At 73.0% G+C, this 18871-nt stretch carries 13 protein-coding genes; 8 read left to right on the plus strand and 5 right to left on the minus strand.

Translation table 11 applies throughout. The features are described 5' to 3' along the window. The first annotated feature begins 97 nt into the window (after positions 1-97). The 3 genes from QSK22_RS06565 to QSK22_RS06575 all read left to right on the plus strand — a co-directional run bounded on the left by QSK22_RS06565 (position 98) and on the right by QSK22_RS06575 (position 3965). A complete protein-coding gene (locus tag QSK22_RS06565; RefSeq protein ID WP_285493082.1) occupies positions 98-799 on the plus strand; it encodes an amino acid ABC transporter permease in 702 nt (233 codons plus the stop codon). Then, positions 796-1794: an amino acid ABC transporter permease gene (locus QSK22_RS06570; RefSeq protein ID WP_285493083.1), complete on the plus strand. Its 999-nt coding sequence runs from the start codon at positions 796-798 to the stop codon at positions 1792-1794. Before QSK22_RS06565 ends, QSK22_RS06570 begins: the two co-directional genes overlap by 4 nt. A 212-nt stretch (positions 1795-2006) precedes the next feature. Beyond that, positions 2007-3965, plus strand: a complete 1959-nt coding sequence (locus tag QSK22_RS06575) for a S9 family peptidase (RefSeq protein ID WP_285493084.1) — start codon at positions 2007-2009, stop codon at positions 3963-3965. 331 nt (positions 3966-4296) lie between these two features. Here the strand turns inward: QSK22_RS06575 and rny are convergent, their stop codons facing one another. From rny to recA, 3 genes are all read right to left on the minus strand, one after another. Next, positions 4297-5874, minus strand: a complete 1578-nt coding sequence (rny, locus tag QSK22_RS06580) for a ribonuclease Y (RefSeq protein ID WP_285493085.1) — start codon at positions 5872-5874, stop codon at positions 4297-4299. 694 nt (positions 5875-6568) lie between these two features. Then, positions 6569-7033, minus strand: a complete 465-nt coding sequence (locus tag QSK22_RS33975) for a regulatory protein RecX (protein WP_285493320.1) — start codon at positions 7031-7033, stop codon at positions 6569-6571. Between the two features lie 870 nt (positions 7034-7903). Continuing rightward, positions 7904-9022 (minus strand): recombinase RecA, encoded by a 1119-nt coding sequence (gene recA / locus QSK22_RS06590; protein ID WP_285493086.1) that lies wholly within the window; start codon positions 9020-9022, stop codon positions 7904-7906. Positions 9023-9265: 243 nt separating this feature from the next. Between recA and QSK22_RS06595 the strand changes: the two genes are divergently transcribed. The 4 genes from QSK22_RS06595 to QSK22_RS06610 all read left to right on the plus strand — a co-directional run bounded on the left by QSK22_RS06595 (position 9266) and on the right by QSK22_RS06610 (position 12368). Next, complete coding sequence (locus tag QSK22_RS06595; protein WP_285493087.1) at positions 9266-10126, plus strand: ATP-grasp domain-containing protein; 861 nt, start codon at positions 9266-9268, stop codon at positions 10124-10126. Between the two features lie 256 nt (positions 10127-10382). After that, positions 10383-10724 carry a hypothetical protein gene (locus tag QSK22_RS06600; protein ID WP_285493088.1) on the plus strand — a complete coding sequence of 114 codons (342 nt, stop codon included), beginning with the start codon at positions 10383-10385 and terminating at the stop codon, positions 10722-10724. A 2-nt stretch (positions 10725-10726) separates the two neighbouring features. Continuing rightward, the gene (locus tag QSK22_RS06605; protein WP_285493089.1) at positions 10727-11884 is read left to right on the plus strand and encodes a glutathionylspermidine synthase family protein; all 1158 of its coding nucleotides are present in this window, start codon (positions 10727-10729) and stop codon (positions 11882-11884) included. A gap of 31 nt (positions 11885-11915) precedes the next feature. Next, the gene (locus tag QSK22_RS06610; RefSeq protein WP_285493090.1) at positions 11916-12368 is read left to right on the plus strand and encodes a DUF350 domain-containing protein; all 453 of its coding nucleotides are present in this window, start codon (positions 11916-11918) and stop codon (positions 12366-12368) included. A 37-nt stretch (positions 12369-12405) separates the two neighbouring features. Here QSK22_RS06610 and QSK22_RS06615 read toward each other — a convergent pair whose 3' ends face one another. Further along, on the minus strand, positions 12406-12600 hold the full coding sequence (locus QSK22_RS06615) for a DUF3046 domain-containing protein (protein ID WP_285493091.1): 195 nt from the start codon (positions 12598-12600) through the stop codon (positions 12406-12408). A gap of 9 nt (positions 12601-12609) precedes the next feature. After that, positions 12610-13893 (minus strand): alpha/beta hydrolase, encoded by a 1284-nt coding sequence (locus QSK22_RS06620; RefSeq protein ID WP_285493092.1) that lies wholly within the window; start codon positions 13891-13893, stop codon positions 12610-12612. Positions 13894-14018: 125 nt separating this feature from the next. Between QSK22_RS06620 and QSK22_RS06625 the strand changes: the two genes are divergently transcribed. Continuing rightward, entirely contained in the window at positions 14019-18854 is a 4836-nt protein-coding gene (locus QSK22_RS06625; RefSeq protein ID WP_285493093.1) for an Lhr family helicase, read from the plus strand. The last annotated feature ends 17 nt before the right edge of the window (positions 18855-18871 follow it).

An 18871-nucleotide genomic window follows, 5' to 3' on the forward strand; every position in this document is an offset into this window, starting at 1 on the left:
CCCCGGAGGCGCGCGTCCCCGATGGGCGCCTCCGGGTGCGTCCGCCGCGGGCGCGCCCGCCGGGCGGCAGCGGCATGTCCCCGAACGCTGGAACGTCATGTCACAGCTAAGCGAGCTATTCGACTTCGGCCCGTTCTTCGACAACTTCGACAAGATCCTCGAAGGCTTCTGGGCCACCGTGCGCCTGTCCGTGGGCGCCGGAGTGCTGTCCCTGATCATCGGGACGGTCCTGGTGAGCTTCCGGGTCTCGCCGGTCCCGGTGCTGCGCTCCGTCGGGACGGTGTACGTCAACGTCCTGCGCAACACGCCGCTGACCCTGGTGCTGCTGATGTGCGCCCTGGGCCTGAACGACACCCTGGCGCTGCAGTTCTCCGACGATCCGGGCACGACCTACTACTGGTGGGCGGTCATCGGGCTGTCGGCCTACACCGGCGCATTCGTCTGCGAGGCGCTGCGCTCGGGCATCAACACCGTGCCGCTCGGCCAGGCCGAGGCGGCCCGGTCGATCGGGCTGACCTTCATGCAGTCGCTCCGCATGATCATCCTGCCGCAGGCGTTCCGCACGGTGATCGCCCCGCTGGGCAGCATCCTCATCGCGATGATCAAGAACACCACGGTGGCGGCCGCCGCGAGCTACGCCGAGACGGCGACGGTCATGAAGGACCTGCTCGACCTGCCGTCCTTCAGCAGCGGTGCGATCCCGCTGTTCATCGGCGTGGCGATCGGGTTCATGATCCTCACCCTGCCGACCGGGTTCTTCTTCGGCTGGCTGGCCAAGCGGATGGCGGTGGCGCGATGAGCAAGGAAGCCAACGTTCTGTTCGACGCGCCCGGCCCGCGGGCGCAGGCGCGCAACCGGATCCTGACCGCGGTGTCGGCGGTCGCGGTGCTCGCCGTGATCGCCGCGCTGGTCTGGCGGCTGGCCGACAAGGGCCAGTTCGAGGGCCAGCTGTGGAAGCCGTTCATCGAGTGGCGGGTCTGGGACAACCTGATCCTGCCCGGCCTGTGGAACACCCTGAAGGCCGCCGCGGTCGCCTCGGTGCTGGCGCTGCTGTTCGGCGCGGTGTTCGGCCTGGCCCGGCTGTCGGACCACTGGTGGATCCGGGTCCCGGCGGGCGCGATCGTGGAGTTCTTCCGCGCGATCCCGCTGCTGATCCTGATCTTCCTGGCGTTCTTCCTGCCGAACAAGATCAGCCCGGTCATCGCCGAGTCCCCGCTGGGCCAGCTGCAGCGCATGTCGGTGGACTACTTCTTCTCCATCTTCGGCGTGGAGATCAACGCCGGGACGATCACCGTGCCCGCGTTCGCCGCGGTGGTGTTCGGCCTGGTGATGTACAACGGCTCGGTGCTCGCCGAGGTCGTGCGGGCGGGCGTGCTGTCGGTGCCCAAGGGGCAGGCGGAGGCCGCCTACTCGATCGGCCTGCGCAAGAACGGCGTGATGCGGCTGGTGCTGCTGCCGCAGGCGGTCACGGCGATGATGCCGGCGATCGTCAGCCAGCTGGTCGTCCTGCTCAAGGACACCGCGCTCGGCTTCATCATCGCCTACGCCGAACTGCTCCAGGCCGGGTTCAAGCAGATCCCGCCGAACTACAACAACAACCTCATCCAGGCGGGCCTGGTCGTCGCGGTCATCTACATCGCGATCAACATGGCGCTCAGCCGGGTGGCGACCTGGCTGGAGGGCCGCAGCCGCCGCAGCCGCAAGACGTCCGCCAAGACCATGGGGACCGGGACGGGCGCGCCGCCCGCACCCGGCATGGCCGCCGCGGGCAGCGCCACCGGCGCCGCCACCTGACCGATCACCCTCTCCCACCCCAGGGGGCGCCGCCGCCACAAGCGTCGGCGCCCCCTTCACGTTGGGAAAGCCCAGATGAACCGCTGAGATACGCCGGGTTGCCGCGGCGTTGACCCGCCTCTGAGGCGTCCCACGTGAACGCCTTGTATCTTTCCGAGGTCAACTGCCCCGTCATGGCCCCAACCGGTGCCTGTATGCGGGACGATTCGCATATGACCGCTCGTGCGACTCTCCCCTACGGCTCCTGGCCGTCCCCCATTTCCGCCGCCGACGTCGCCCGCGCCCGGCTCCGCCTCGGTTTCCCCACCGTTCACGACTCCGACGTGTGGTGGCAGGAGACCCGCCCCGAGGAGGGCGGGCGTACCACGGTCATCCATCTGCGGGACGGCCACCGCACCGAACTGCTCCCGCCGCCCTGGGACGCCCGTACGCGCGTCCACGAGTACGGGGGCCGCTCGTACCTGCCCGTCCCCGTCGCCGGCGGCTACGCGCTGGTCTTCTCCCACTACGAGGACCAGCGCCTGCACCGGCTCGACCCGGGCGGCGCCAAGCCCCGCCCCCTGACGCCCGAGCCCGCCGTCCCCGGGGGCCTGCGCTACGCCGACTACGTCCTGTCCCCGGACGGGGCCGAGGTGTGGTGCGTGTGCGAGGGGCACACCCCCGACGGCATCCGCCGCGCCATCGTCGCCGTCCCCCTGGACGGGAGCGCCGCGCAGGACGCCTCCGCCATACGGGAACTGGTCAGCGGCGCCGACTTCTACGCCTGCCCCGCGCCCTCCCCCGGCGGCGGGCACCTGGCCTGGGTGCAGTGGAACCACCCCCGCATGCCGTGGGAGGGCACGGAGCTGCGCGTGGCGACCCTCGAGGACGGCCGGGCGGTCACCCCCTACACCGTCAAGGGGGGCCTCACCGAGTCGGCCCTGGCGCCGATCTGGCGGGACGAGGAGTCCCTGTACGTCATCTCCGACTGGCCCGGCTGGTGGAACATCTACCAGGTGGGCCTGCACGGGGAGTCGGCCACCGCGCTGTACCCGGCCGAGGAGGAGTTCGCCGCGCCGCTGTGGACGCTCGGCGGCATGCCCTACGCCCTGCTGGAGGACGGCCGCCTGGCCGTCCTGCACGGGGAGGGCGACATGCGCCTGGGCATCTACGACCCCGAGACGCTGGAACTGACCGACGTCGACGTCCCCTACGAGCACTGGCAGCCCGCGCTGTCCGCCCACGGCACCACCGTGGTGGGGATCGCCGGAGGCCCCACCACCCCGCCGACGGTGGTGCGCATCGACACCGCCACCGGCCGCTCGGACGCCCTGCGCAGCGAGCTGACCGACCTGCCCGACGCCGCCTACCTGCCCCGGCCGCGCGCCGAGCAGCTCGAAGGCCCGTTCGGACGCCCCGTCCACGCCTTGGTCTACCCGCCCGCCAGCCCCGATACCGAGGGCCCCGCCGACGAGCTGCCGCCGTTCGTGGTGTTCGTGCACGGCGGCCCCACCAGCCGCTCCTCCAGCGTCCTGAGCCTGGAGCGCGCCTACTTCACCAGCCGCGGCATCGGCGTCGTGGAGGTCAACTACGGCGGCTCCAGCGGGTACGGCCGCGCCTACCGGGAGCGCCTGCGCCGCCAGTGGGGCGTGGTGGACGTCGAGGACGCCGTCGCCGCGGCCAAGGCCCTCGCCGAGGGCGGTATCGCCGACCCGGCGCGCATCGCCATCCGCGGCGGCAGCGCGGGCGGCTGGACGACGCTGGCCGCCGTCACCCAGAGCGACGTGTTCAAGGCCGGCACGTCCTACTTCGGCATCAGCGACCTGAAGACCTTCGCCGACGCCACCCACGACTTCGAGTCGCGCTACCTGTTCAGCCTGGTCGGGCCGCTGCCGGGGTTCGAACGCGCCTACGAGGAGCGCTCGCCCCTCAACCGGGCCGACGAGACGTCCTGCCCTGTCCTGCTGCTGCAGGGCCTGGACGACCCGATCGTCCCCCCGGATCAGTCCGAGCGCTTCGCCCAGGCCCTGGCCGCCAAGAAGGTCCCGCACGCCTACCTGACGTTCGAGGGCGAAAGCCACGGCTTCCGCCGCGCCGAGACCGTCATCGCCTGCCTGGAGGCCGAACTGGCCTTCTACGGCCAGACCCTCGGCTTCACCCCGCGCGACGTGAAGCCCATCACCCTCTTCTGACCGCCGCCGAGGTCCGCACACCCGAAGATCCGAGCCCGATTCCCGGGGAGCCGGACAACGACGTCCGCTCCCGGCGCCCCAGCACGCCCCAGCCACGCCTGATCCCGCAGCGGACGCCCCGGCAGGCCAGAGGTGGTGGGGAGGAGCAGGTCGGCCTCTCGGACCGTCCAGCGCGCTCTGACGAAGGCCGCCGGCCCTCCGCGGGCCGTACGGCCCAGCCTCCTCGGCGTCGAGGGGGTCCTGCACGCCGGGCGACGACGTGCAGGTTGCGGAGCCGGCCGCGCCCACCGGCGGGCGATCGCGAGGCCCGGCCGGGCGGCCTCTCCCGCAATCAGCGGGCGAACTCGGTGGCGCGGGACTCGCGGACGACGGTGACGCGGATCTGTCCGGGGTAGGTGAGCTCGTCCTCGACCTGCTTGGCGATGTCGCGGGCGATCACCTGCGCCTGGATGTCGTCGACCGCCTCCGGCTTGACCATCACGCGGATCTCGCGGCCCGCCTGCATGGCGAACACCTTCTCCACGCCCTCGTGCTTGTCGCGCGCGATCTGCTCCAGGCGCTCCAGCCGCTTGACGTACGCCTCCAGCGACTCGCGGCGCGCACCGGGGCGGCTGCCGCTGATCGCGTCGGCGGCCTGGGTCAGCACCGCCTCCACCGTCCGCACCTCGACCTCGTTGTGGTGCGCCTCGATGGCGTGCACGACGTCCTCGTGCTCCCCGTACCGGCGGGCGATCTCCGCGCCGATCAGCGCGTGGCTGCCCTCCACCTCGTGGGTGAGCGCCTTGCCGATGTCGTGCAGCAGCGTGCAGCGCTTGGCCAGTTCCACCGGCAGCCGCAGCTCGGCGGCCATGATCCCGGCGATGTGCGCCGACTCGATGAGGTGCTTGAGCACGTTCTGCCCGTAGGAGGTGCGGTAGCGCAGCTGGCCGAGCAGCGCGATCAGCTCCGGGTGCATGTCGGTGATGCCCAGTTCGACCAGGGCGTCCTCACCGGCCCGGATGCACAGCTGCTCGACGTCGCGCTTGCTGCGCTCGTACACCTCCTCGATGCGCTGCGGGTGGATGCGGCCGTCCAGCACCAGCTTCTCCAGCGTCAGCCGGCCGACCTCCCGGCGCACCGGGTCGAAACAGCTCAGCAGCACCGCCTCGGGCGTGTCGTCGATGATCAGGTTGACGCCCGTGGTGGACTCGAACGCGCGGATGTTGCGGCCCTCGCGGCCGATGATGCGGCCCTTCATCTCGTCGCCGGGCAGGTGCAGCACCGACACCACCGACTCGGCGGTCTGCTCGCTGGCCACCCGCTGGATCGCCAGCGTCACGATCTTTCGGGCGCGCTTTTCGCCCTCGGCCCGCGCCGCGTTCTCGATCTCCCGGGTGATCGGGATGGCCTCCCGCTTGGCCTGGTTCTCGATCGCCTGGACCAGTTCGGCCTTGGCCTCCTCGGCCGTCAGCCCGGCGGTGCGTTCCAGGACGCGGCGGCGCTCCTCCTCCAGGCGGCCGAGCTCGTCCTTGCGTTCGGCGAGCGCCCGCTTGGTCTCCGCCAGCTTGGCGGACCACTCCTCCAGGCGCCGCACCTCGGCGTCGAGCCGCTGCTCGCGCTCGGCCAGCCGGGCCTCCCGCCGCTCCAGATCGTCGCGCAGGGTCTTGAGGTCGTCGCGGAGCGTCCGCGCCTCCTCGTCGAGCTCGGCGCGCACCGAGCCGGCGATCTGCTGGGCCTGCGTCTGGGCGCGGTCCAGGATCTGCTCGGCGTCCGCCTTGGCGGCGGCGCGGATCTGCTCGGCCTCCCGGCGCGCCGCGTCCAGCTCGTCCTCGGACGGGACGGGGGGAGGCACGACGCCCGGACGTCGCAGCACCATCACGAGAGCGACCAGGGTCACCAGCAGCGCGGCACCCAACAGGACGCTCTCCATGAGGCAGACCCCTCCTCGGCCGCGGGCCCCTCTCGGCCGGGAGCCCTGGTCAGCGAGGATTTACCCGCGGCGCGGCCGCCGAGCCGGTGCACGGTCGGCATCCGGACCAGCGGCGGGCGGCCCGGTCTGCGCGGCGGCGATCTTCTACCTGTCCACCTCTCAGCTGCTCGAACGTGCTCGGACGTATGGCAATCCGCGGTGCGCGGAGTAACTCCTCACTGCCGTAACGGTAAGCGGCACGGAGGTAATGAGCAAGCAAACGAGGGGCATTCCGGACTAACCGAACGCCCACGTGAGGACTTCCTTACCGGCGTCCGCACATCGGCCGACCTGCTCCCTTACACCGCCGCCACGCCCCGCCGCAGCCCGCCGAAAAAGCCCGCCTCCCGCCCTTCTCGGCGGCTCGAAAGGCCAGGCCGAGCAGCGAGGGGCGACCCGGCACCCCGCCCGCACGCCGGACGCCGCCGGGCCGGATGACCGGGCAGAACGCCGCCGGCGGCTCCGCCGCCGAACAGGCCCGTCCCCCGCCTGCCAGGCGGTCCGGAGGGGCGAGCCGACCGGGACGCCGAGCAGCGAGGGGCGGCCCGGCACCCCGTGGACGCCTCCGCGCGCCGGCGGCGTGCCGCTCCACGGTGCGCGCCGGACGCCGCCGGGGCACGGGGCCGGGCGGAGCGCCGTCGGCGGCCATGCCGACTCACTCAAGGTCCCATTCGCCTTCCGGGACGTCGTCGGCTCCGTCCTCCTCAAGCACCTCGCGAACCACGCGGTATGCCAGGCCCGGCGGGTACCCCTTCCGGGCGAGGACGCCGACCAGCCGCCGGGTTCGTTTCGCCGTGTCCAGGCCGCGAGTGGCGGGCAGCCTCCGGGCGATCAGCTCCCGGGCCGTGCGTTCCTCCTCCTCCGGGCCGAGGGACTGCACCGCCTCCTTGACGGTCTCGTCCGCCACGCCGCGGCGCCGCAGCTCGGCGGCCAGGGCCCGTTTGCCCAGTCCGCGTCCGCGATGCCGCGACTGCACCCACGCCTGTGCGAACGCCTCGTCGTCGATCAGCCCGACGGCGGTGAAGCGGCCCAGGACGCGTTCGGCCACCTCGTCCGGCACCTTCTTGCGGCGCAGCGCGTCGGCCAACTGCGCGCGGGTGCGCGGCGCCGCGGTCAGCATCCGCAGGCATATCTCCCGCGCCCGTGCCTCCGCGTCGCCGCCGGTGCCTTCGCCTTCGGGCCGCTCGGCGGACGTGCCACCGCTCGCAGCCGCCCCGGCGCCGTCGTGCCGGAACCCCGTTTCCCACACTGACCCGAGCGACTCGCCGCACCCCGCCCGGCGCTCGAGGTTCGCCTTCCGCCCCCGCCGGCGACGCCCCTCTGCGCCACGCCTCGGGGTCTGCCCGGGGGAGGGCCCGGCGGAATCACTCCGCGGCGCGGATTCCTGCGGGATGGCCGGCTCGGCCCCTGTGGCGGTGCCCTTGTCGTCCGGCTCGCCCTCTTCGCGGGTGGAGTTGCCGACGTGCTCGGTCTCAGGTGTGGCGGCCGACGCCCGGGGCTCGCTCGCCTCGGCGGCGAGGGGTTGGGACGCGCCGGTGTCGGCCGGGTCGGAGGGCTGCGCGACGGGTTCGGTCCACGGGTTGCCGCCGGGGGACGGAGGGGTCCAGGCGGGACGCTCGGGTGGCGGCGCCAAGGGGAACGGCGGCGGGCCCGCCTCCCCCGTGGACGGGGCGGCAGGCTCACCCCACGGGTTGGCGGGCATCCGCTCCCGCTTCGGCGGGCGGGGCGGCTCGCCCCAGGGGTTGTCGGCCGGTGGGATGAGCCATGCGGGGGTGCCGGGCGACTCGTCGCCGGGCGGTTCGCCGGGCGGTTCGTCGGGTGACTCGCCGGGTGGTTCAGGGTGAGCGCTCATCGTGGCCCTCGGGAGCGGCGGCGCCATCGGGGAAGGACCGTGCACCGGTCCGCCGGTGCCGGGCAAGGCGCCGCCGCCCTGCATACGAGATCATCGCCCACTCTTCGTCAGGAGTCACCCGGATCGGCGGATTCCCTGTCAGGAATCACCGGGCTTGACGCCCTTGGCGCCCTTGCGCGCCGTGGCGGCCGCGGTCCGGGAGGCGGCGGGCGCGGCCGGCGGGGCGGCGGCCGCGGCGGTCTCCGGGGCCTCCTTGTCGATCCTGGGGCCGACGCCCAGCTTCTCCTTGATCTTCTTCTCGATCTCGTCGGCGATGTCGGGGTTGGCCCGCAGGAAGTTGCGGGCGTTCTCCTTGCCCTGGCCGAGCTGGTCGCCCTCGTAGGTGTACCAGGCGCCGGACTTGCGGACGAAGCCGTGCTCGACGCCCAGGTCGATCAGGCCGCCCTCCCTGCTGATGCCCTGGCCGTAGAGCAGGTCGAAGTCGGCGGTGCGGAAGGGCGGGGCCATCTTGTTCTTGACGACCTTGACGCGCACCCGGTTGCCGACCGGCTCGGTGCCGTCCTTGAGGGTCTCGATGCGGCGCACGTCCAGGCGGACGGAGGCGTAGAACTTCAGCGCCCGGCCGCCGGTGGTGGTCTCGGGCGAGCCGAACATCACGCCGACCTTCTCGCGCAGCTGGTTGATGAAGATCGCGGTGGTCTTGGTCTGGTTGATCGCGCCGGTGAGCTTGCGCAGGGCCTGCGACATCAGGCGGGCCTGCAGGCCGACGTGGCTGTCGCCCATCTCGCCCTCGATCTCGGCGCGGGGAACCAGCGCGGCCACCGAGTCGATGACCACGATGTCGATGGCGCCGGAGCGGATCAGCATGTCGGTGATCTCCAGCGCCTGCTCGCCGGTGTCGGGCTGGGACACCAGCAGGGCGTCGATGTCCACGCCGAGCTTGCGGGCGTACTCGGGGTCGAGCGCGTGCTCGGCGTCGACGAACGCGGCGATGCCGCCGTTCTTCTGCACATTGGCCACCGCGTGCAGCGCGATGGAGGTCTTACCGCTGCCCTCGGGGCCGTAGACCTCCACGATCCGGCCGCGCGGCAGGCCGCCGATGCCCAGGGCGATGTCGAGGGAGATCGAACCGGTCGGCACGACCTCGACCGGTGCCCGCGCCTCGTCGCCCAGCCGCATCACCGAGCCCTTGCCGAACTGGCGCTCGATCTGGGCCAGTGCGGTTTCGAGAGCCTTCTCCCGGTCGTTCGCTGCCATTGAGGTGCCCCTTGTCTGTCCGGTGCTGTCGCGGCCCGGTGAGCCCGGCCGATTCACGGGTGACGTTACGGGGAGCCACCGACGGTTTCGAGATGCCGGCCGGCGTGTGGATAACGTCGCGTGCGCGGCTCACTCTACCGAACATCCGTTCGATCATGAGATCGTGTGGTGATTCGACCCGGAATCTCCGTGCGTCGGACGCCCCGGACGCCGTACGCTGGCGCAGTCACGGAGGGTTTGACCATGACGCTGACCGTCCTCTTCTGCGTCGATCCGCTCCACCCCCGGCGCGTTGACCCACACTTCGCCCGCGAGGCCGCCGCCGTGCGGGACCACTACGGCGAGACGGCCCTCATCGACCACGACGCCCTGCGGCGGGGCGACGTCGACTCCGCGATACGGGCCGTCCCCGACGACCTCGGTCCCGCCTGGTACCGCGGCTGGATGATGACGAGCCACGAGTACGCCGCCCTCGCCGCGGCCCTGAAGAAGCGGGGCACGATCCTGCTCACCCATCCCGAGGACTACCAGCGCGCGCACGAGCTTCCGGGCTGGCACGACACGTTCGCAGGTCTGACGCCGCACAGCGTGTGGCGGCCCGTGGATCCGCGCGGGGACCCCGGCGACCTGGCCGAGCTGGTGCGGCCCCTGTCCCCCGGCCCCGCCGTCGTGAAGGACTACGTCAAGTCGCGCAAGCACGAGTGGGAGCAGGCGTGCTTCGTGCCGGACGTCAGGAACCTGACGCAGCTGCGCTCGGTGGTGGCGAAGATGATCGCGCTGCAGGACGACTTCCTGGCGGGCGGGATCGTCGTACGCGAGTACGAGCGCTTCGACGGCGCCGGCGAGGCGCGGGTGTGGTGGGTGGACGGCGAACCCGCGCTGGTGGGGCCGCACCCCGACAACCCCGATGTGGAGATCGAACCGGAGTACGAGGCGGTGGCGCCCGCCGTGCGGAGCCTCGGCTGCCGGTTCATCACCACCGACATGGCGCGCCGGGAGGACGGCCAGTGGCGGGTGGTCGAGGTGGGCGACGGCCAGGTGAGCGACCTGCCGTCCACGGTCGACCCGATGGACCTGTACGCGCACCTGCCGATCCCCGACTGAGCGGGGCGGGGCGCGGACACACGGTGACTCGCCGCATTCCGGAGCATGTGTCCGGATTGCAGTGGAACCGGGACGGCGTGAGCTTCCGTCCCATGATCGAGCACCCCTAAGCTATGGCTCCGCTACGCGGATCCGTCGCCGGTGGATACTTCACCCCCACGGTACGGAATCCGCCAGGCGGTCGCCGTCTCGTTTCGTAAGGACGTGTCCCTTGCCCCCACAGGACATTCCGCGGCCCCGGCTCAGTTCCCGGGCGGTGAAGATCGGTATGGTCAGCGCGCTGTCGCTCACGCTGGTGGCCTGTAGCTCCAAGTCGACGATCGCGTACTGCGTGGACCGCCGGGCCATCCCGACGGGGGATGTCCAAGGCGGCTACAAGGTGGTCCCCGACTTCTTCTGCGAGCGCACCTACTCGTACACCGACACCGACTACGGCCGCTACTTCTGGTACTACGGCGGCAAGCGCACCACCGACAGCTCCGGCACCTCATTCGTCTCCGGCGGCAGCCACTACGCCCCGAGCAGGGGGAAGATCAAGTCCAGCAGCGGCAAGACCCTCCGCGGGGGGTTCGGCGGCAGCGGACGCAGCGGAGGCTGACGTTGCGACGCGTCCGTTCCGCGCCCCGGCCCGACTGGACCACCCGGATCGAGGCCCAGGGGCTGGCCTTCCACAGGACCGCCCACCCGGAGCACCTCTCCCGTCCCTACTGGGACGAGTCCGTGCACTACGTCTTCGAGATGGACGAGGTGCTGGCCCTGGAGGAGGTGGTGGAGGAGCTGCACCGCATGTGCCTGCAGGTGGTGGAGCATGTGGTGAAGACCGGCCGCTACCACGTGCTGGGCATACCCGAGTGGGTGGCGCCCCTCATCGAGGAGTCGTGGCGCCGCAGGGACCCGCACCTGTACGGGCGGTTCGACCTGTGGTACGACGGCACCGGCCCGGCCAAGCTGCTGGAGTACAACGCCGACACCCCCACCTCGCTGGTGGAGAGCTCCATCATCCAGTGGTACTGGCTCCAGGACGTCCACCCCGACGACGACCAGTGGAACTCCATCCACGAACGCCTGGTCGACCGCTGGAAGGCGATGGCGCCCGCCTTCGGCAAGGGGCCGCTGCACTTCGCCTGGACCAACGGCGACGAGACCGGCGAGGAGGTCATGACGATCGCCTACATGCAGGAGACCGCCGAGGAGGCGGGTCTGCCCGGCGTGGCGATCGCCATGGAGGACATCGGCTGGGACCCGCGGCGCGAACGGTTCGTCGATCTGGACGACGAAGAGATCCGCACGCTGTGCAAGCTGTACCCCTGGGAGTGGATCGTCGCCGAGCCCTTCGGGCGGCACGTCGCCGACGCGCCCACGGCGTGGATCGAGCCGATCTGGAAGATGGTGCTGTCCAACAAGGCGCTCCTGGTGCTGCTGTGGGAGCTGTTCCCGGGCCATCCCAACCTGCTGCCCGCCTACCTGAACACCCCGTCCGACCTCACGGCGTACGTCAAGAAGCCGCTGCTGGGGCGCGAGGGCGCCAGCATGAGCATCGTCACCCCCGACGGCACCGAGCAGCACACAGGGGGCCAGTACGGGCGGGAGGGCTTCGTCTTCCAGGAGTTCTGCCCGCTGCCCGAGTTCGACGGCTACCGTCCGGTGCTCGGCGCGTGGGTGGTCGAGGACGAGTCGGCGGGTCTGGGCATCCGCGAGACCGCCGGGCTCATCACGGACGACACCTCGTCCTTCGTCCCGCACCGGATTCCCCTGTGACCGGATCCCCGGAAAACCCCTAAGGAGAACGATGTCACTCGCGCTCGACGACGAACTCGGGCCGATCCTCGCCGAGGGTGTCGGAGCGATCTTCGCCTATGCCGCGGTCGGCCTGGCCCTGTTCATCCTGGGCTTCTACGTCGTGGACTGGACGACGCCCGGCCGGCTGATCTCGATCATCCGCCGCGACCGCAGCCCGAACGCCACGTTCCTGGCCTGCGCGGCGACCATCGGCATCGGTTTCATCGTGGCCGTGGCCATCTACTCGGCGGGCGGTGACCTGCTTGAGGGCCTGATCCGGGTGGCCGTGTTCGGCGGCGTCGGCGTCATCGCGCAGGCCCTCGCCGTGCTGGTGTTCGACCGCCTGGTCGGGGTGGACGTGCGCAGCTGCGTGCAGGAGCCCAAGCTGGAGCCCGCGGTGGTCCTGCTGGGCGTGGCGAACGTGGCGATCGGCCTGGTGACCGCCATGGCCGTCTACGGCTGACCCGGGAGGGCGGGGCCGCCCGGGGACGGTGCGGACGTCAGTGAAGGTGCGGGGGCACGTCGAACGTGGCGCAGACGGCCTGCCACACCTTCTTGGCGTCCTCACCGTCGGCCAGGGCCTGCTCGATGGTGCGGCCGCCGAGTTCGGCCATGACGTAGTCCTTGGCGACGCTCTCCGCGTAGCCCTCGCCGAACTGCTCGTTCATCCGTTCCCAGAACTGTGTCAGCCGCACCCGTCCACGCTATCCGACCGGGCCCCCGTCGACCGACTCGGTGATCTCGCCGGGCACGGTGGGCCGCCGTACGCCTTCGGCGTACTGCCGGTGCAGCCCCGTCAGGAAGCGTTCGACCGCCTCCACGACGCGGGCCGTGCGGTAGGAGGGGAAGACGTCGAAGGCGTGCTGGCCGCCCCGCATCTCGGCGTAGACCACGGGTGAGCGGGACGTCTCCCGTAGCCGCTGCGCGAAGCGCCGCGCCTCGGCCACGGGGACGAGGGTGTCGTGGCTGCCGTGGACGATGAAGAACGGCGGCGCGTCCGGGCGCAGGTGGCCGATGGGGGACGCCTCGACGAACGCCTCGGTGTCCTCGGTGAAGGACTTCTTGAGCACCATGCGCTGCATGAGCGCGGTCGCCCCCATGGGGGCGGGCCACAGCCCCGGGGTGACCAGGTCGTACACCCCGTAGAACGGGACCGCCGCCCGCACGGAGGTGTCCACGTCCTCGAAGCCGGGCTGGTACTCGGCCCTCCCCGCGGTGAGCGCCACCATCGCGGCCAGGTGCCCCCCGGCGGAACCGCCCGTCACGCACAGGAAGTCGGGGTCGGCGCCGTACTCGGCGGCGTGCTCCTGGTACCAGGCGATGAAGTGTTTCAAGTCGATGAGGTGGTCGGGCCAGGTCGCCTTGGGGCTGAGCCGGTAGTTGACGTTGAACCCCACCCAGCCGTGCACCGCCAGGTGGTTGAGGAGGGGCAGCCCCTGTTCGCGTTTGTCGCCGATGACCCACGCCCCGCCATGGATCTGCATCACCCCCGGCCGCAGCTCCTCTCCGGAGGACGCGGGCCGGTAGACGTCCAGCTTCAGGCGCTGCCGTCCTTCCCGGTGGTACTCGATATCGCGGTGCACCCGCACGCCGCGCCGCGGGATGAGGCACAGCGGTGGGAGGACGAGGTGGGAGACCGGGTAGCGGGAGGTCTTGCGGGTCTTCGACGGGTCGATCTCCATGGGCGCGCCGCATTCACGCAGGGTCACGACGGTGCGGCGGGACGCGACGATCGTGGCGGCCGTCCCGGCCATGCCGACGAGTCCCGCGCCGAGCCCCACCCGGCCGGGCCAGGCGCCCGACCCCCCGTACGCCGCCGTCAGGCCGATCCCGGCGGCCTCGGCGACCAGCAGGTGGGGCGCCAGTTCGATGGCGAGCCACCCGGCGAAGAAGCTGGGCACCGCCAGGGCGGCGGAGTGGCGGGGGGCGTGGGCGTTCACGGTGAGCAGCAGGGCCGTCACGCCGATGGCGAACAGGGCGAAGGACATGCGGGCTCCTCGGGGGGCGGACCGACTCGACCCTGCATGACACTTCAAACCGGAAAGCGGTTGCTTACAACGTGATGCACGTCACCCCGGCGCGTTCTGTCGGACCCGCGAGGCAGGATGGCTGCATGAGCGTTGACGTGCTCGAACGCTTCTCCCCGGCCACGCGTGCGTGGTTCAGGGGGGCGTTCGCCGCGCCCACGGCGGCGCAGGCGGGCGCATGGGAGTCGGTTTCGAGCGGCGCCAACACCCTGGTCGTGGCGCCCACCGGCTCGGGCAAGACGCTGGCGGCGTTCCTGTGGTCGCTGGACCGGCTCGCGGCGGGCGGCGCGCCCCGCAGCACCGAGCGCCAAGACACCGAGAACCAAGACACCGAGAGCCAAAACGCCGAGAGCCAAAACGCCGAGAGCCAAAACGCCGAGAGCCGGGGCGGCGCGGGCGGGCGGGCCGATCCGCGGCACCGGTGCCGGGTGCTGTACGTGTCACCGCTGAAGGCCCTGGCCGTCGACGTCGAACGCAACCTGAGGGCGCCGCTGACCGGCATCCGGCAGGCCGCGCGGCGCCTGCACCTGCCAGAGCCGGACATCCGCGTCGCGGTCCGGTCCGGCGACACCCCCGCCGACGAGCGCCGCAGGATCGCCACCCGGCCGCCGGACATCCTGATCACCACGCCCGAGTCGCTGTTTCTGATCCTCACCTCGCAGGCCCGCGAGGCGCTGCGCGGGGTGGAGACGGTGATCGTCGACGAGGTGCACGCCGTGGCCGGCACCAAGCGCGGCGCGCATCTGGCGCTGTCCCTGGAACGCCTGGACGCGCTCCTGGAGCGCCCGGCGCAGCGCATCGGCCTGTCGGCGACGGTGCGGCCGGTGGACGAGGTCGCGGCGTTCCTGGGCGGCCCCAGGCCCGCGGCGGTCGTGCAGCCCCCGTCCGACAAGGTGTTCGACCTCGACATCGTCGTCCCCGTCGAGGACATGGGCGAGATCGGGCAGTTCGTGGACGCCTCCGGCGGCGCGGACCCGCGGCAGCGCAGCATCTGGCCGCACGTGGAGGACCGCCTGCTCGACCTGATCGAGTCCCACCGCTCCACGTTGGTGTTCGCCAACTCCCGCCGCCTGGCCGAGCGGCTGTGCGGCCGCCTCAACGAACTGGCCTTCGAACGCCTGGTCCCGCCGGACGACGCACCGCCCCCGGACGGAACCGGCGCGCCCGCCCAGGGCGGCGGCGACGCGCCGGGGCGCAACGGCATGCGGGACGTCCGGCGCGCCTTGACCGGCGACGGCGACGCCGCCGGCGGCGGGCGGGAGCAGGCACCGGGCCGCGGGGCCGCGGCGCTGCCGGCCGACATGATGGCGCAGGCGGGGGTGGCGCAGGGGGCGCCCCGGGAGGTCGCGCGCGCCCACCACGGGTCGGTGTCCAAGGAGGAGCGGGCCGGCATCGAGGAGGCGCTCAAGCAGGGGCGGCTGCCGGCGGTCGTGGCCACGTCCAGCCTGGAGCTGGGCATCGACATGGGCGCGGTCGACCTGGTGGTGCAGGTGGAATCGCCCCCCTCGGTGGCCAGCGGCCTGCAGCGGGTCGGGCGGGCCGGGCACCAGGTCGGGGCGGTGTCCAAGGGCGTCATCTTCCCCAAGTACCGGGGCGACCTCGTCCAGACCGCCGTGGTGGCCGAGCGGATGCGGCGCGGCGAGATCGAGGAGCTGCGGCACCCCCGCAACCCGCTCGACGTGCTGGCCCAGCAGATCGTCGCCATGGTGGCGATGGACGAGTGGTCCGTCGACGACCTGGAGACCGTGGTCAAACGGGCCGCCCCGTACGCCACGCTCCCCCGGTCGGCGCTGGAGGCGACCCTGGACATGCTGGCGGGCCGCTACCCCAGCGACGAGTTCGGGGAGCTGCGCCCGCGCCTGGTGTGGGACCGCATCACAGGCACGCTGCGCGCCCGCCCGGGAGCGCAGCGGCTCGCGGTCACCAGCGGGGGCACCATCCCCGACCGCGGCCTGTTCGGCGTGTTCCTCGCCGGGGAGAAGGCGTCCCGCGTGGGCGAGCTGGACGAGGAGATGGTGTACGAGTCGCGGGTCGGCGACGTGTTCGTCCTGGGGGCCAGCTCGTGGCGCATCGAGGACATCACCCCCGACCGGGTGCTGGTCTCCCCCGCCCCGGGGCAGCCCGGCAAGCTCCCGTTCTGGCACGGCGACTCCCCCGGGCGCCCCGCCGAACTGGGGCGGGCGCTGGGGGCGTTCACCCGCGAGCTGGCCCGGCTGCCCGCCGAGAAGGCCCGCGCGCGCGTATCCGCCGCCGGGCTGGACGAGTGGGCGTCCGCCAACCTGGTGTCCTACCTGGCCGAGCAGCGCGAGGCCACCGGGCACGTCCCGGACGACCGCACGATCGTCGTCGAGCGGTTCCGCGACGAGCTCGGCGACTGGCGCATGGTGGTGCACTCCCCGCTGGGGGCGCGGGTGCACGCGCCGTGGGCGCTGGCCATCGCCGGGCGCCTGCGCGAACGGTACGGGGTGGACGCGCAGGCCATGCACGCCGACGACGGCATCGTGATCCGCATCCCCGACATGGACGAGCCGCCGGGCGCCGACCTGGTGGTGTTCGACCCCGACGACATCGAACGCGCGGTGGTGGACGAGCTGGGCGGGTCGGCGCTGTTCGCGGCGCGGTTCCGCGAGTGCGCGGCGCGGTCGCTGCTGCTGCCGCGCCGCCGCCCCGACCGGCGCATGCCGCTGTGGCAGCAGCGGCAGCGGGCCGCGCAGCTGCTGGCGGTGGCGAGCAAGTACCCCTCGTTTCCGATCGTGCTGGAGACGATGCGCGAGTGCCTGCAGGACGTGTTCGACGTCCCCGGGCTGACGCAGGTGATGCGCGACCTGTCGGGACGCGGAACGCGGCTGGTGGAGGTGGAGACGCCCGAGCCGTCGCCGTTCGCCCGGTCGCTGCTGTTCCGCTACGTCGGTGCGTTCATGTACGAGGGCGACTCCCCGCTGGCCGAGCGCCGCGCCCAGGCGCTGGCCCTCGACACGGCGCTGCTGTCGGAGCTGCTGGGCCAGGCCGACCTGCGCGAGCTGCTCGATCCGCAGGTCGTCGCCGACACCGAGCGCCGGCTGCAGCGGCTGACTCCCGAGCGCCGTGCCCGCGACGTGGAGGGCGTCGCCGACCTGCTGCGCGAGCTGGGCCCGCTGACCGCCGCCGAACTGGCCGCCCGCACGATCCCCGCACCCGCCGCGGGCGATGCAACGCCCGACGGCGGCGGGCAGGGGCCGCAGTGGGCGGCGCAGTTGGAGGAGGCTCGGCGGGCGATCCGGGTGCGGGTCGGCGGGCGCGAGTGCTGGGCCGCCGTCGAGGACGCGGCCCGGCTGCGCGACGCGCTGGGCGTGCCGCCGCCGGTGGGCGTCCCCGAGGCGTTCCTGGAGCCGGTGGACGACCCGCTCGGCGACCTGGTGTCCCGGTATGCGCGCACGCACGGGCCGTTCCGGGCGGCCGACGTCGCCGCGCGGTTCGGCCTGGGCACGGCGGTGGTCACCGACGCGCTGCGGCGGCTGGGCGGCGCGGGCCGCGTGGTGGAGGGCGAGTTCCTGCCCGTGGAGGCGATCTCGGGGCCGCCGGCGGGCGAATGGTGCGACACCGGCGTGCTGCGGACGCTGCGGCGGCGGTCGCTGGCGCGGCTGCGCGCCGAGGTGGAGCCGTCCCCGCCCGAGGCGCTGGGCCGGTTCCTGCCCGCCTGGCACGGCATCGCGGGCGGGTCCCGGCTGCGCGGCATCGACGCGCTGGTGCAGGCGATCGAGCAGTTGCAGGGGGCGGCGGTCCCGGCGTCGGCGCTGGAGACGCTGGTGCTGCCGGCGCGCGTCCCCGGCTACTCCCCGGCCCTGCTGGACGAGCTGACCTCGGCGGGCGAGGTGGTCTGGGCCGGCCAGGGCGGGCTGCCGGGCGGCGACGGCTGGGTGTCGCTGCACCTGGCCGACACCGCGCCGCTGCTGCTGCCCGAACCGGCGCCGCTCACCCTGACGCCCGTGCACCAGGCGGTGCTGGACGTCCTCGGCGACGGCGGCGCGCTGTTCTTCCGCACGCTGTCGGACCGGGTCAACGCCACCGTCACCGCGTCCGACCAGGACCTGGTCGCGGCCGTGTGGGACCTGGTGTGGGCGGGGCTGCTGACCAACGACACGCCGGCGCCGCTGCGGGCGGCGCTCGGGGCCGGGCGTCCGGCGCACCGGGCGCGCGCCACCCGCCGCCGGGGCCGTCCCGTGCTGCCGTCCCGCACCGGGCCGCCGACGGTCGCGGGCCGCTGGTGGCTGCTGCCCGAGCGCGAGGCCGACGCCACGCGCCGGTCGCACGCGCTGGCCGACGCGCTGCTGGAGCGGTACGGCATCGTCATCAGGGGCGCGGTGGCGGCCGAGCGCGCCCCGGGCGGGTTCGCGGCCGTCTACCCGGTGCTGCGGGCGTTCGAGGAGAGCGGCCGGTGCCGCCGGGGCTACTTCGTCGAGGGCCTGGGCGCGGCCCAGTTCGCGCTGCCCGGGGCCGTCGACCGGCTGCGGGCGCTGCGTCCGCGCGAGCCCGCCGACCCGTGGCAGACCCCCGCCCCGCAGCACGGCGAACGGGCGCTGGTGCTGGCGGCGGCCGACCCGGCCAACCCGTACGGCGCCGCCCTGCCGTGGCCCGAACGCGACGACGAGGTCGCCGGCGGCCACAAGCCGGGCCGCAAGGCGGGCGCGCTGGTCGTGCTGGTGGAGGGCCGCCTGGTGCTGTACGTCGAACGCGGCGGGCGGACGCTGCTGACCTGGTCCGACGATCCGCGGGTGCTGCAGCCGGCGGTGGACGCCCTCGCCCTGGCCGTGCGGGAGGGCGCGCTCGGCAAGCTCACCGTCGAACGCGCCGACGGCGAGTCGATCGGCCGGACCCCGCTGGCCGCCGCGCTGGAGGCCGCCGGGTTCCACCCCACCCCGCGCGGCCTGCGCCTGCGCGGCTGACCGGTCCGGCGCCGCGT

Origin of the sequence: Actinomadura sp. NBRC 104425 (genome assembly GCF_030269545.1) — a bacterium.
In the GTDB taxonomy this organism is placed as follows: Bacteria; Actinomycetota; Actinomycetes; order Streptosporangiales; family Streptosporangiaceae; genus Spirillospora; species Spirillospora keratinilytica.